The organism is Pedobacter sp. Leaf132, from assembly GCF_920984695.1.
Classification (GTDB): Bacteria; Bacteroidota; Bacteroidia; order Sphingobacteriales; family Sphingobacteriaceae; genus Pedobacter.
The window spans coordinates 1-15,029 of the sequence record NZ_CAKLBO010000007.1 but is presented as its reverse complement, the minus strand read 5'-3'; the positions used below and the strand labels follow the sequence as shown (position 1 = coordinate 15,029).

Here is a 15,029-nt window from a genome sequence, read left to right as displayed (position 1 = left end):
CAGCCGTATATCTATCTTCAGAATTGCTTCAGAATTAAATTTTATTTTTGGCGCTGACCAAATAAAACATGCAAAAATTGGAGAACAGTAAATTTAATAAAACAATCGGTGCTAGGTTTTCGCCAATTTTAATAGCAATAGCTATGCTTTGTAGCATCTCCTTATTAACAAGATTGGCTTTGAGCATCGCATCTTTCCGTAAAGTAGATTGGTCTGTAATTAATATCATCAAAATTTTCGCAATTGGCTTGTTCTATGATTTAGCCGCTGCATCCTTCGCAATTATCCCGCTGGTAATTTATTTGTGGTTAGTTCCAACTCGGTTTTACAGAAGCAAGACGAATAAAATACTACTTTTCATCTATTTCTTTATCATAATCATTACCCTGATATTTAATGCCGTTTCTGAATGGTTTTTTTGGGATGAATTTTCTGTCAGATATAATTTTATCGCTGTAGATTATTTGGTTTACACCACCGAAGTGATAGGAAACATTCGCCAGTCGTATCCAATAAACACCATTATTTTAGTAATGGTTGCGATAACTGCAGGTCTGTTATTTTTGCTTAGGAAGCTGATTTGGCCCACACAATTTGCAGATAAACATTTTAAAAAGCGCAGCCTGTATGCATTGCTGCTTTTACTAATTCCATTAACTGTATATTTTGGCGTTAGCCATAAGTGGAAATTCTTTAGCAACAACCAATATACCAACGAACTCAGTGGAAACGGTATGTACGATTTTGGTTTTGCCTTCTGGAATAATCAACTCGATTACAATACTTTTTACAAAACCTTACCAATTTTACAGGTAGAAAATATAATTAGAAACATATTTAAAGATACAACTGGCAAAGGATTAGCAACTGATAGATATACGTCCAAAATGATACTGCATACTCAAGCAGAAAAAAGAATGAATGTGGTGTTGATAAGTGTAGAAAGTTTAAGCGCAGATTTTTTAGAATCATTTGGTAATCAGCAACACATAACACCTGAATTAGATTCTCTTGCAAAGAAAGGCTTGTTATTCACCAACCTTTACGCATCCGGAACTCGTACAGTAAGGGGTTTAGAAGCCCTATCGCTTTGCATACCGCCTACACCCGGACAATCAATTGTAAAGCGACCTGATAATAAAAACCTGTTCACTTTAGGGAGCGTTTTCCGCTCAAAAGGATACTCTAGCAGATTTATATATGGAGGCTACGGATACTTTGATAATATGACAGAATTTTTCTCTAACAATGGCTACACCGTAACCGATAGAAGTGCATTAAAGGATGCAGAAATTCATTATTCTAATATTTGGGGCGTAGCTGATGAAGATTTATTTACCCTTTCTATGCATGAATTGGATAAAGATTACCAGAATAAAAAGCCATTCTTCGCTCAAATCATGACGGTTTCCAATCATCGGCCTTACACTTATCCCGAAGGTAGAATTGATATTCCTTCAAAAACGAGCCGCGAAGGGGCTGTTAAATACACCGATTACGCCATTGGTAAATTTTTAAAAGAAGCCCGTAAAAAGCTATGGTTCTCGAATACGCTGTTTGTTGTTGTGGCAGATCACTGCGCATCAAGCGCAGGAAAAGTAGAACTCCCGGTAGATAGATATCACATACCAATGATTTTTTATTCGCCAGGCCATATTGTTCCTTCAAAATTTGAAAAACTAACAGCACAATTAGACATCGGACCAACGATATTATCGTACCTGAATATGGGTTATAAAAGTAAGTTTTTCGGCCATGATGTTTTTACAATGCAAGATAGTGCACAAAGAGCATTTATAAGTACCTATCAAAGTTTGGGCTACATCAGAAACAATAAATTAGTGATTTTAAACCCAAACAAAAAGGTAAGCACTTATAAACCCGATTTTAAAACCGGCAATTCGGTTAAAGTTGCCAACGATAATAAATTAACCAACGAGGCAATTTCATATTACCAGCTTGCTTCCTACCTATACCAAAAGAAACTGTACCAGCAAATACAATAAGCTTTTGATTGGATAAACATACAGCCAATCAACTCATTTAGAAACACATTTTTTTGTACCTTTATGCAAATAATCCAGATTATTTGCTGCATTTATGAAAAATTAAATTTTCGTATTTACTAAAGGATTATTAAAGCGTTTGTGAATAAATTTGTGCAATGATGTTTGACAGCAAAAATCTCCTGTTCGGAACCGGAAAGTACCTTTTGGGATTTACAGCCATTTTATTTATCACAGCCATCTGTTTAGCTTTTAGCGTAAATTATAATGATGATTTCGCTAACTCGAGAAGAGAGGTTTTAATGCGTAGAATTGGGCACGAATTGCTTCTTCAAAACGGAGATAAAGTGTCTCGTGTAATGCCTGTAAAAAAAATTGCCGAAAACGAATATCAAATCGATTTTGAAAATAAGCTAACTTTTCAGGCAGACTCTTTAGTTAAAACTACTCAAAGAATATTAGCTAAAGACCCTTTGGTATCAGAATATGTGGTGAATGTTTTAAACCCTGCAAACGCCAGTATTGCTTATAGTTTTGCGATTTCAAATACCAAAAAAGACGATATCATAGCCTGCATCGGCAGGAAACAGCCAACAGCGAATTATACAATAAATATAAAATTTAAACCTAAAGGCTTACAAATAGAAAAGAACCGATATTTATTAGGTAGCCTGCCCTTCCTGGCATTTATTGGCTTCATCTTTTTCCAATCGGCTAAACCAAAAAAAACCTTAACTGCTGCCGCTCAGGATGCAAACTTAATTAGCCTGGGCAACGTTTTATTCGATGCAAAAAACCGAAAGCTTACCTTAAATGAAACCACTATAGACTTAACAGCAACTGAAACCCGGGTATTGCTGATATTTGCTATGGCACCAAACGAAATTATTGAAAGAAGCAGGCTGCAAAAAGAAATCTGGGAAGATGAAGGCGTAATTGTTGGTCGCAGTTTGGATATGTTCATATCAAAACTTAGAAAAAAACTGGAAATTGCCCCAAACATTAATATCGTGGTAATACGAAGTAAGGGCTATAAATTGGAGATAAACGCTTAGCATTCACTTGAAAGGCATCTTGTCGAACTTGTACTAAGCGCTTACAGACTTTCTTTAAATCCCTTTCAGCATACAAATTTCTAAATCAAAAAACCTATTCGATCTGCAAATCTATCTTAAAAGAAATGCAGAGATACATCCATATCCCTGCATTTTGAACTAATTAAAGGTTAATAATGATAGAAATATAACCTATACAATAATACATTAAAATAAAATTAAAGTTTAAATTATTCTTAAAAGCTATCTTCACATCTATCTAAACAAGCCAAAAAATTGTGTTTGCTTACCCTTTAAGCTCAAAAGAAATAGGGTATTTTTTTTATGATGATGACCAATCCTGCTAACTGAAATGCATTTTTTTAGGCATTTAATTTTTTAAAACATTTCTGCATTCTAATGGTTGTAATAGGCAACAACAAAAAAATTATACTATGAAAAAATTAATCTATGCAATGGCTATCCCTGTCATTGCTTTCAGCATGCAGGCTTGCAGCGGAAACAAAGATGCCAAAGAAACAGCAGATAGTTTAAACATGGCAAAAGACACCACAACTAATGTAGCAGAAACCGGTGGCATTGCTGTAGCAGAAGAAGATTCTAAATTTGCAACAACAGCAGCGGCTGGTGGAATGGCTGAGGTTGAAATGGGCAAAATGGCATTGGAAAAAAGCACAAATGCCCAGGTAAAAGAATTTGCTACAATGATGGTTGAAGACCACGGAAAAGCAAATACCGAATTAATGTCGATTGCAGGTATGAAAAACATTACATTACCTACAACTGTTGATGAAGATCATCAGAAAAAAATGGAAGATTTAAGCAAGAAAACAGGTGCTGATTTCGATAAAGCTTACGCTAGCGCAATGGTAGACGGACATAAATCTACACTTGATTTAATGGAAGATGAAGCAAAAGATGGTAAAGATGCTGATTTAAAAGCATTCGCATCTAAAACTGCTCCTATCGTTAAAGCGCACTTAGATAAAATCGAAATGATTAAAAAATCTTTAAAATAGATTAAATTCGATTTCATAAATTTTAAAACCCGGCCCCAGGCCGGGTTTTTTAGTTTTAGCCTAACTAACTGCATAATTTACGTTCACAACGTTGGGATAAATACAATTCATATCTTTAGTATTAATTCTATAAAACGGGTACTAATACACCAAACCTTTAGCGGCTTGCAATGGTTTTTTTAATACAATCACCCTAAAAAACATAAACATGGCAACAACTAAAAAAGCTGCAACAGCATCAAAAAGTACAGCAGCAAATACCACAAAAAAAACGACCACAAAAGCTCAGAACCAATCGGCTACAAAAAATGCAAAAATGGAAGACAATGAATTTCATGAATTCTTTGTCGACGAATTAAAAGACATCTATTGGGCAGAAAAACATTTGGTTAAAGCTTTACCGAAAATGAAAAAAGCAGCAACCAGTCCTGAATTAGCTGCAGCTTTTGATAAACATACTGCAGAAACACAACAGCACATAGAAACATTAGAGCAGGTTTTTGAATTGTTGGATGAAAAAGCAGCCGCAAAGAAATGCGATGCTATGGCTGGCCTGTTAGAAGAAGCAGAAGGAATTATAGCTGATACCGAGCAAGGTACAATGATACGTGATGCGGGATTAATTTTGGCTGCGCAAAAGGTAGAGCATTATGAAATTGCAACTTACGGAACGCTAAGAGTTTTTGCTCAGAATATGAACCGCCAGGATGTGGCAGATTTGTTAAGCCAGACTTTGGAAAACGAAAAGGCTACAGACGTTGCTTTAACAGAGATTGCAGAAGGTGCTATTAATGCCGCAGCAGCTGATGAATAATCTATGCATTAAATAAAAACGAACGCATTATTACAAGCTACACATCTATCAATAAAATAAAATTATGGAAAGTAATACCGAGAACCAACACGAAGAGGAAATCATCAATCCGGAGCAGTTTCAGGTTGGCCGTGCGCCACAAGATGAAAAAGAAGATTTGGAAAGTGACGAACCATTAACCGACGACGCTGAATATACTGAAGAAGAAACAGGATATGCAGATGGCAAAGGAACACTTTTGGATAATACACTTGGCGAGGATCAGGAACTGGATAATGAAGAAAGTTCGAATGATACATTTGAAGATCAGGATTTTGGAAATGATGAAGGCAAACAGTCCGAATAGAAGATAATAAACAATAATTAAGATTGTAAAAAGCTCCCTGATAGGAGCTTTTTGCATTTGTAGTAATCACAAATACCGCTTACCACACAAACGAAACTTTCCATTTTTGTATTTATACTTGAACTTAAGCTAAAAAATACGCCAAATATCAAACACCTGATTTTTTATCACCGCATTATTTAATTTCGGCGAATTATTCATATTTAGAATAAATTTGTAATTTAATAAAAGCTAAAAATCATCTCCCTAATTAGCTCAAGCTGAAAATTTTAAAATGTATTGCCCAGAGGATATTTTAAATTCGCTGCCTTTAAACTATTATTACATTAGCTTTAAGGCAAAAATCATCTGTACAAACCAGTCGGGCATTGCAGTAGGCGAGCATATAAACCAAATATTCGATGCTTCTGCCAGTAAATGGATAATAAATCAATTAAAATCCCTTTCTAATAAAGTACAAAAAGCTGACGAAAATAATATTCAGCGTTACAGTGCTCCATACCTCATCCTTACCATAAAACCTTATGCAGAGGGTGCATTGATTTGCAGGATTAATGAAGAATTAACAACCAATAAGGATAATTTCAACCATCAGGAAACCGAACGGCTCCACAAAAATCAAAGATTTATATACGCTGCATTAGATGCCCTTAACGATTACGTTTATGCATTTGACCGGAATAAAAGATTTATCTACGTTAACGAATCGATGAAGGTATTGTATGGTGCTGATTTGAACCCGATAGGGAAAACCCTGGAAGAATTAGATTATCCGGCAAACCTAGCCCATAAATTAAATAATGAGATAGAATCCATCTTTCAAACCGGTGTAGCGGTTAAAGATGAAGTTCATTTTGTTAGCCGCACAGGTTTCGCGGCTTATTTTGATTACATCTATGCGCCGGTTTTTGATGACAAAGGTACTGTAGATTATGTAATTGGTTTATCCAGAGATAGCACCAGGCGAAAAACTCTGGAGCAAAAGTTATCAGAAAACGAAAAAAGACTTTCTGCAATCTTTAAAATTCTACCGGTCGGTCTTGCAGTTATGGATAAGCATGGCAACGTTTCATTACATAACGAACATTGGAAAAAAATGGCTTCAGCCATCCCAAATTTACTACAAAACCCGGAGGCCTTTACGTTTCAAAATGATGAACATGCTCAAGATGCTTTTGAAGGGGAAGCGTCATATCTTGATAAAAATAATGCACAGCAGTGGATAAAATATTATCGCACTCAACTGTCAGATTCGGATGGCAAGCCAAATGAACAGGTTATGGTGGTACAGGATATCAGTCAGCTCAAAAATACCTTGAATGCTACCTTCGATAGTGTTAGTGAAATGATTCAGGTGTTCAGAGCAGTAAGAAACAAAGAAGGTAATATCATAGATTTTGAATGGATTTTAAATAATCAAAGCTCAGAAAAAATTTATGGCGATGTTATTGGCAAATCCTTGCTTCAAAATAACCCTAATGTTATTCAAACCGGCATTTTTCAAAATTTTATTAAGGTTATAGAAACAGGTGAGGCTTTGCAATACGATGTAAAATATACCGGAGAACAATTCAATGGTTGGTTTCATCAGTCGGTTGTTAAACTCGGCGATGGTGTAGCCACATCAACAACAGATATTACGGAAAGAAAAAAACAACAGGAGCAACTGGAAAGTAGCCACAAATTATTAACGCAATCAGAATCTACCGCACAAACAGGTGGCTGGGAATTTGACGTTCAAAATGATTTATTTGTATGCTCACCAGGGTTTTACGCTTTATTTAATGTAACACCAGACACTAAATTAGCACCTGATTTTTTTGTAGAAAAATCGACGAAAAGTTGTAGAAAAAAAGCTGCCGAATTTTTGAAGAATTTAATAACCAGCCAGCAAGCGCAGGAAATATCGCTTGTTTTTAATATCAATGGAGAAAGAAGAAGGCATTTAATAAAAACAATTATCGAGAAAAGTACGGATGCTAATGCAAAAACGCTATCCAAAATTTTAGGGGTAAATATGGATATATCCAAAATGCATGCCCTCGAACAAAAGAATAAACAACTAACTAAGGCCAGTTACAACCTTAAAGAAAAGCAACGGCTAGAGCGTATAACGCATACCTTAAACATACAGGAAGAAGAGCGGGCCCGATTAGCCGAAAACCTGCACCATAGTTTTTCACAATCCCTTTTTGCCATACTTTTAAAATTGGATGAACTTAAAAACCCAGACGATTTAAACAGCTTAGCCGATTTTGAACAAATTCGCAGTCAGGCGCAAAATATGTTAAAAGAAACGATTAGCGAAAGCCGTCGGATTTCGCATTTATTAAGCCCGGCCATATTGCAGGAGCATGGTTTAAAAATAGCCCTGGAAGATATGAGTCAAAATTTAACTGGTAAGATATCTGTTGAAACAAATATTGCAGAAATACCTGCAGATACTAAACTCTTACACCAGACTTTTATTTACAGAACGGCGCAGGAATTAATTACAAATGCCATTAAACATGCTAACCCGGGTTTTATTAACCTTAGCCTATCGCAAGAAAAAAGGATAATATTGATTAAAGTAACTAACGATGGAACGCCATTCAGGCATGAATCCAGACAAATAGGTTTAGGTTTATCGTCTATCCGGGCTAATCTTAAATTATTAGGTGGCAATTTTAATGTCACTACAAAAACAAACAAAACTGTAATTACCATCACCTTACCGGTATAATAAATCGATAAAGAAATTCTATTTTAAATTTAATATTGAATAGGATTATTGATTAGTATATTGCCCTTGCCAGAAAAGGCTGTAACCCTCGCAGCTTTGCCATAAAACCAACTTCATTTTACGCTGAAATTTTACTATCGCCAACAGCCCAGATGGCGCTCTGCCAGTCTATGTCAATTTTCTCTGATAGAGCTTAGAAATCTAAATTTCTTAAAATTTTATAAAACAATCTTAAAGAGACAATGTTCTATTATCAAAATTTATAATAATTGCATAATTAATAATACAGAAAATAGACATAAATGATGATGACAGGTAAGGTACTCACATATAATAAAGTGACAGGGGTTGGCGTATTATTAGACACCAAAAATCAAACGATTCGCTTTCATGCCGATGATTCAAAAAAAATCCCTAACCGTGGTTCTATCGTATCTTTTGAAATGACGCTTAGAGAAAGGCACGAAGTTGCCATAAACTTGAAAATGATTGAAAGCGTGATATAATCAGTAAAAGGTGTTAGATTTGATGGGAAAAATGAATAAATTAATAATACTGCTAGTCTTAGTCAGTATCTTAACTTCATCTTGTAAAAAGAAGATTTGTGGCGTAATACAGGTTATCAGTACAGAAACCTCTCCCGCCACTGGCGAGCCGCTATACAAATTTTACCTGCAAAGCGGAGAGGTTATTCCTTCAAAATCACGTGGAGGCTACCAGGTTGGGCAAGCTTTTTGCAATGATTAGTATTTCAGTTCTGTAATTCGAGCCGATACATCAAATCCCCCGAAACTTCTCTCATTATATTATAACTTTTCCATTTTTCTCAATTGAGCATTTATAGCGCTCAGCTGTTTCTTAGAAAAACTTTTTATCATCTTATCAGATGATGAAGCACCTTTACTCAAAAGCGCCGATAGTTTTTGCTGAACTGATACAGCAGAGGCCAAATAAGCCTTATTAAAATCAGCAGCACTTAATGCCTTAAGTCGGTTTACCTCTTCAGTTACGCTCGCCTCATTAACGCCATTCATACGGCCAAGCTTTTTATCGCCTTCAGCTTCGCTGGTAGCTTTTTGTGTTCTGGTGGTATCCCGTAAATTTTCAGGTGCCGAATCTACCCTACCATCAGGTCTTTGCCCTCCATCCGGTAAACTCATTGGTAAATCAACTTTCTTATCCTTCGCCAATAACCTAATGGCTTCATTAAATTGAATGTGCCTGTCTACAAGTTCAGCACTCTGTTTTTTTAACAGCGCATCACTCGATTTATCTGCTGCCAATTTTGCACTCAGCATCGCCTGGTTACTATATAAATAAAGCTGACCCAGCAATTGTGCTGTAGTAATACTTTCTTGTTTAGCAGGGTTATTAATACGGGCAGACATGGTAGATGCACTGGCAAAAACAGCCGTCAACATTAAAAATAAAAAACCGGCGATATAGAATAAATTGAAATACTTTTTCATAGCAGAAAATTTTGAAGCCAAACACATGGTCTACTATTAAAACCTTATCCGGCAGATAAAGTTTCGACGATTTTTCTTTCATAAATAAATCACCGTACCATGTTTTAAATAATACGCTAAACAGCGTATTAATAACATTTCTACGCTGTTTATTACTCAAATTAGCCCATATAGTAGATCCGTACCTAACAATGTACTAGCTTCATTTGTATAAAGCTTACCTTAAAAAACATACTTATGAATCAAACAGAATTTGCAATTGCTGCACAGGAAGCAAGTGATAAACTCTTTAGCCATGCTTTAAAATTCACAAAAGATGTTGATGATGCAAGAGATTTAGTGCAGGATACATTAGTGAAAGCCATACGTTTTAGCGATAAATTTGAAAGCAATACCAACCTTAAAAGTTGGCTGTATGTAATCATGCGAAACACCTTTGTAAATAAATACAGGCTCGATAAACGAAAACAGGAAATTATCACCACCGAAGAGGAAATTTCTTACGACCATTTAATGATAAGCGCCACACAAAATGCTTCAATATCAAGTTTCGCTTTAGGCGATATTGGTAAAGCACTTAAAAAATTACCCGATGCCTATCGAATTCCATTTATTAAATATTTTGAAGGTTATAAATACGAGGAAATAGCTGTAGAATTTAATATTCCGCTTGGTACAGTTAAAACCCGTATCCATGCCGCCAGAGAGTTGCTTAAAAAGAATTTAAAAGCACACCGCTAATAATGAGCTATACAAGGCTAAACGCAGACTATGCTTGCGTTTAGCCTGCTTATAAATGAAAGGAATCAAAGAAACGTTTCGCTAATCAGCAGAAACCACATACTTTGTAGAAATTTGCAAGAAAAGTACACGGTCTGCCTTTGCTTCCTGGTAATTCTCATTCAGCAATTTTACCACCTGCTTATCCGATAATTTTGCCGCCGCCATTTGCAATATCTGAAAGGATGACATCTCCACGCTCTTAATATTCTGAAGGTAAAATATAATCGATAAATCACACAACTCGTCCTGGTCTGCAAGTTTTTCAATCGAATAAAAAGCATCTTCAATTAAACCACTCAAACCTTTTATCGGCTTTTTAGATATCTTGCGATCCATAAGCGCATAAATCAGCTCCATCCTGGCAAGTTGTTTTTCTACATCTTCTACCGTTTCAACAATGGCACTTTCTAAAACCGAAAACTGCACATGTTTAAGCAACATAGGCAACCGGTTGGTTAAATGCAACTTAGCAGAATAAATCCGGTTTAAATGGCTGATAATAAATTTGCGTAACTGCGCTTTTTCTAATGGAATCTGTAACCACGCACCCAATTGCCCTGAATTTGAAATCATATTCTAAAATTTACTAAAAATACCTGTTTACAGTCGACAGTACATAATCAATATCAAAAGGCTTGGCAATATATGCGTCGGCCATGCTATCTGCTGCAAGCTTTGGTAATTCATATTCCGCAGAAATTAATATCACCGGAAAAGATAGGGTTTCCGAATGTTCCTTGAGCTCCTTACAAAGTTCAGCACCGGTTTTTTCATAACCACTGATGCGTACATCGGTCATAATCAAAGCCGGGTTAATGGCCGCAACTTCTTCAATAGGCAATCCCGTTCTGGATAGATATGGCTGGAAACCCGCCAATTGTAATAAAATATCCAAAACGCAGAGTATATCCTCATCGTCGTCAATTACGAGTATTGTTTTGTTTATTTTATTTGATAGATTTAATCCAGACATATCAACACATATTTATAATAACTCCGAAACTTCTATTCCATAAACCTCCAGAAAAATTCGCTGGAAATAAGCCCTTGATGGATAACCCGCAACATGGGCAATTTCCGTAACCGTTCTGTGTTTGCCCGTTGCAATGGCTTCCCATGCCATTTGTAAACGTATAATCCTAACCAGCATATTCGGTGTGGTATTCAAGGTCTTCTTCACCAAACGATACAGCTGGCGCTCTGTAATGGCAAGCTCCGAGCTAACCATGCTCAGCGTTAATGGCTCCTTTTTTTGATGATGACGCACAACAGATTCAAACTTTTCAAACCATACACGTTCACGCTGAGACAAATTTTCAAACTGCTGTAAATCTGGTTTTAAGGCACTCATGCCGGCATTTTTCCGAAGGGTTTCAGGCGATACCTTTAACCGCTCAATCTGCTCTGGCTTCAAACCAGATAATATGTTGTCAATACGGCTCTGTTCCGACTGCTGGTTAATAAGCGTAACATCTTTCGCAATGCAGAATAAAGCATTGTATCGCTCCGCATAAACAATCGTCCAGAATAAAAACACAACCTTCCCCTGCTTCGTTAAAAACCTGTTCTCATATTTCTGGCTCTCCCCCCCACCAAACAAGGCATCGCAAAGTGTTAAATGGGCACTCAAATCATCAGGATGAATGAAATGGGTAACAGGGTAGCGCATCAATTCCTGACTGCTGTAACCTAATGTTTCAGGTAATGAATTATTAAACTTTTTAAAACATCCATCCGCTCCAATTACACACACCAGGTCCGGAATAATTTGTACCAAGTAATCCATCTCAAAAACATCCTGTGCCATTACATTTGCCATTTCAATATTTTCATCAATTAGCTGATAAATCCTAATGCCAGAGGTGGCATTTTGATTAAGGAACACAATCAAGGGAATTATGTTTGACCAAGCAATCCCGAATCGCGACTTTGTCGGATATGGGTATAAATACGTCAGAATTATATACCTAACAGGCGCTTTTCAAAATGCCGGCACTGCAATTTAATGATGAAATTTCTCCTTTAAAGAGGATTTACACTGTTGAGGGAAGATTAGATAAACGGATTAACCAAAAGGTTGCGGCATCCGGTCAGACGCTGAAACTATCCCGGCTTAGAAGCCAGAAATTACCTATGTAACGATTGCAAAAGAATACGCAGGTATTTATACGCGAAAAACAAAAGCACTGAGATCAGGATGCAAATCCATTGATCTCTCATAAACCTTTTTGCCTGTCGATTTAGCTGTAATCAGGCAAATTTTTTAAGAATTATTACCAAATTAAATTGTTCATTATATATCAAAATTTGTGATTTTGTGCTTCTGATTTTGTTCAACTTATTCATTGTTAAACCATTAAAAAATTATCGAGTTGATTAAGATATAATATCTTAGTCATGAAAAATATTATTCTACTTTGCGCATTTGCTCTACTGAATTTCAGCACACATGCACAACCTGGTATAGGTTGCTTACGAACAAACGATGGCTTATTGTATTCTCAGAAGAATATTTTTGGCTATTATGAATTGCTTGGGAATAAATATCCAACTTCCGCTCCGACCTGTCCCAGAGTGCAACTCGGTACTAAGACTGGTGTTAAATGTCAATTCATTGTAGGCGGTATTCAATTCGACGAATACAACTATGTTTTGTATACAGCAAACGGACCCGTACAGTGTAATATTGACCATTATGTATATTTAATAATTACAGCATGCGGTATACTTGGCTACATAAAAGTAAAGGGTTTTGAAAGAGTTAACATAAGTGAATAATATAGTCTGTTTCAATTTTTCCAAAGTAACAAAACAATAAACATTTGGGCAAAATCAAATTATGAATGAATTGGCTATCAACACCATAACATTTGCCGTCCCTTGTCTCAGAAATCCTACGCATTAACTGTTAAATCATTTCCCCCATCAAACCAACGTTTGAAATCTACCGCATTACGCTGACTTACTACATAATAAATATCCTCAAATGGCGCTTTCAACACGAGCTTCAACGTATCTGATGTCAATGGTCGGTAATGACTGATGATATTATAGTGTATGATAGTTCCGCGATTTATTTGAAAATAATCTTCTAGTGGTAAATCACCCATAGTTGCCTTCAGTGATTTGGGCCAATTAAACTTATGGGCATCGAATTGCAAGGCGAAATTATGTTTTTGCTCACTAAATATGATTGCTGGGATGTCTTTTTTAATTTGTTCCTGTGATGAAATTCTTGCATTTGAATGGTTCCGTCTGCTAGGCAAAAGTTTTAATTGGAATAAACTAAGTATAACATAGAATGAATTAACTAATGCGATAAAACATAAAACGACTGTAAAATCATATCTGAAATAACCCGCGTTCCAGATAGAAATGCCATTTAATTTGAAATATATCATCGCTAAAAATATCGCAAGCATACTCGAAATAATGAAACCACAAACAATTTGTACTATCATTCTGGTCTTTATTTGGTTACGCCAAGAGAAGTTATTTTCAAAATGCTGATGCATTAAGTAAATAAATTCACTTAACACAACTGTAATGCCCAAACTACCCGCCAACGCAGGGTAATAATTCGGTAAACAAATCAATTGAAAAAAATTTGGCTCCTCACCAAAGGAAACAATAAAATGAGCAATGACAAGGCAGACTATTAGTCTGTAATAAAAATTTGGGTAGATTGATTTTTCCCTTGGATAAATTGAAAGCGTAATCATAAGCGTTTGGATAGATACAATATAATGAATAAAAACCACCTATAATAATCCTATACATATCACCTTTCTATATTAAAATATCGCTCGTCTTAATTAATGTATCGCTCATCTTAAAACCCCCTTACAGATAGCAATTGGCACATTTCTAAAAATAATTTTGTCCACAATGCCACACGGCAGTTAAACCTTAACATTTTTTTTATGCAAAAATTCCAGCTAAACACGCTCGGCTTTGATGCCTTGCAGCGGGTGTTGTACAAACATTCTGATGCAGAATTAGAACATCAATCGCTCTTAATTAATCAAGACTTTATCCAATGGATGGATAACAATTTTGAATTAAACCGGGAGCAAATCAATCACCTAAAAACACTATCGGGGGAAACCATCTCGCAATTAGCATCTCAAACAGCAATTGCGATACAAGGTCGCTTACCTGTAACGCTGATTAAACCAGAGATTAAGCCGGTAATTGGTTATGATAGTAAACTTATCGAGCCTAAGCAGCTAGTTATGGAATTAGCCACATTAGATGGTAAATTTGAAGCAGAAGGTGAATTGATTATCCAAATCAGCTACTAAGCTTCCAATTCATCCCAACTCAAGAAACAACGAATAGCTAAGTTTGAGGGTGCCATCAAGCGAAATTGCTAATTCTATCAAGAGGCAGGAACATCCGTTTTTTGCTGCCTCTTATATGAAATTAACTCAGCAAAATCATGACACCATTCTTAAGCTTCCTAAACGGAATCCAACCTTTACCTCCCAATATACTTGAACTGATTAACGGTATTACCGAACCTCTGTATCTCAATAGAAACGATACGCTCTTCACCCGGGGTAAAATAGTTCATAGACTATGCTTCGTTGAAACCGGAACGCTAGCCGCCTACCGCCCGTCATCAGAACGGCTAATACCTACAAGATTTTGGTTTGCAGGACAAATGATGTTCTTAGCCAATATGGATAAACCGCTTCAAATTGACCCCTCTTCGCCACTTTAAAAAGCCCCCCTTTGCCGAGTTAATTTGATAAGGTTCGCCAAAGCAAAAAGACCCCTTTGCGCCGATCCAAATTGACCCCCTTGAAA

At 36.2% G+C, this 15,029-nt stretch carries 15 protein-coding genes; 10 read left to right on the top strand and 5 right to left on the bottom strand.

Annotation, left to right across the window (positions count from 1 at the left end):
- Window positions 1–68: 68 nt before the first annotated feature.
- From LUA86_RS13435 to LUA86_RS13400, 8 genes are all read left to right on the top strand, one after another.
- The gene (locus LUA86_RS13435) at window positions 69–2,006 is read left to right on the top strand and encodes an LTA synthase family protein (RefSeq protein WP_231463549.1); all 1,938 of its coding nucleotides are present in this window, start codon (window positions 69–71) and stop codon (window positions 2,004–2,006) included.
- 158 nt (window positions 2,007–2,164) lie between these two features.
- Complete coding sequence (locus LUA86_RS13430; RefSeq protein ID WP_231463547.1) at window positions 2,165–3,061, top strand: winged helix-turn-helix domain-containing protein; 897 nt, start codon at window positions 2,165–2,167, stop codon at window positions 3,059–3,061.
- A 434-nt stretch (window positions 3,062–3,495) separates the two neighbouring features.
- A complete protein-coding gene (locus tag LUA86_RS13425) occupies window positions 3,496–4,080 on the top strand; it encodes a DUF4142 domain-containing protein (protein WP_231463545.1) in 585 nt (194 codons plus the stop codon).
- 208 nt (window positions 4,081–4,288) lie between these two features.
- On the top strand, window positions 4,289–4,894 hold the full coding sequence (locus tag LUA86_RS13420) for a ferritin-like domain-containing protein (RefSeq protein WP_231463543.1): 606 nt from the start codon (window positions 4,289–4,291) through the stop codon (window positions 4,892–4,894).
- Between the two features lie 64 nt (window positions 4,895–4,958).
- Window positions 4,959–5,240, top strand: a complete 282-nt coding sequence (locus LUA86_RS13415) for a hypothetical protein (protein ID WP_231463541.1) — start codon at window positions 4,959–4,961, stop codon at window positions 5,238–5,240.
- A gap of 274 nt (window positions 5,241–5,514) precedes the next feature.
- On the top strand, window positions 5,515–7,965 hold the full coding sequence (locus tag LUA86_RS13410; protein ID WP_231463539.1) for a PAS domain S-box protein: 2,451 nt from the start codon (window positions 5,515–5,517) through the stop codon (window positions 7,963–7,965).
- 302 nt (window positions 7,966–8,267) lie between these two features.
- Window positions 8,268–8,471, top strand: a complete 204-nt coding sequence (locus LUA86_RS13405; protein WP_231463537.1) for a hypothetical protein — start codon at window positions 8,268–8,270, stop codon at window positions 8,469–8,471.
- A gap of 31 nt (window positions 8,472–8,502) precedes the next feature.
- Window positions 8,503–8,712 carry a hypothetical protein gene (locus LUA86_RS13400; RefSeq protein ID WP_231463535.1) on the top strand — a complete coding sequence of 70 codons (210 nt, stop codon included), beginning with the start codon at window positions 8,503–8,505 and terminating at the stop codon, window positions 8,710–8,712.
- Window positions 8,713–8,771: 59 nt separating this feature from the next.
- Here LUA86_RS13400 and LUA86_RS13395 read toward each other — a convergent pair whose 3' ends face one another.
- Window positions 8,772–9,434, bottom strand: coding sequence for a DUF4142 domain-containing protein (locus tag LUA86_RS13395; protein WP_231463533.1), 663 nt, complete (start codon window positions 9,432–9,434; stop codon window positions 8,772–8,774).
- A 237-nt stretch (window positions 9,435–9,671) separates the two neighbouring features.
- Here LUA86_RS13395 and LUA86_RS13390 point away from each other — a divergent pair, with 237 nt between their 5' ends.
- A complete protein-coding gene (locus LUA86_RS13390; RefSeq protein ID WP_231463529.1) occupies window positions 9,672–10,175 on the top strand; it encodes an RNA polymerase sigma factor in 504 nt (167 codons plus the stop codon).
- 81 nt (window positions 10,176–10,256) lie between these two features.
- Here LUA86_RS13390 and LUA86_RS13385 read toward each other — a convergent pair whose 3' ends face one another.
- The 4 genes from LUA86_RS13385 to LUA86_RS13370 form a co-directional block, all read right to left on the bottom strand.
- On the bottom strand, window positions 10,257–10,790 hold the full coding sequence (locus LUA86_RS13385; RefSeq protein WP_231463527.1) for a DUF892 family protein: 534 nt from the start codon (window positions 10,788–10,790) through the stop codon (window positions 10,257–10,259).
- Window positions 10,791–10,803: 13 nt separating this feature from the next.
- The gene (locus tag LUA86_RS13380) at window positions 10,804–11,190 is read right to left on the bottom strand and encodes a response regulator (RefSeq protein WP_231463525.1); all 387 of its coding nucleotides are present in this window, start codon (window positions 11,188–11,190) and stop codon (window positions 10,804–10,806) included.
- Between the two features lie 12 nt (window positions 11,191–11,202).
- Window positions 11,203–12,102, bottom strand: coding sequence for a helix-turn-helix domain-containing protein (locus tag LUA86_RS13375; protein ID WP_231463831.1), 900 nt, complete (start codon window positions 12,100–12,102; stop codon window positions 11,203–11,205).
- 1,009 nt (window positions 12,103–13,111) lie between these two features.
- On the bottom strand, window positions 13,112–13,678 hold the full coding sequence (locus tag LUA86_RS13370) for a LytTR family transcriptional regulator DNA-binding domain-containing protein (RefSeq protein WP_231463523.1): 567 nt from the start codon (window positions 13,676–13,678) through the stop codon (window positions 13,112–13,114).
- A gap of 462 nt (window positions 13,679–14,140) precedes the next feature.
- On the opposite strand from LUA86_RS13370, the gene LUA86_RS13365 reads away from it, so the two are divergent.
- Window positions 14,141–14,521, top strand: coding sequence for a hypothetical protein (locus tag LUA86_RS13365; protein WP_231463520.1), 381 nt, complete (start codon window positions 14,141–14,143; stop codon window positions 14,519–14,521).
- Window positions 14,522–15,029 lie beyond the last annotated feature (508 nt).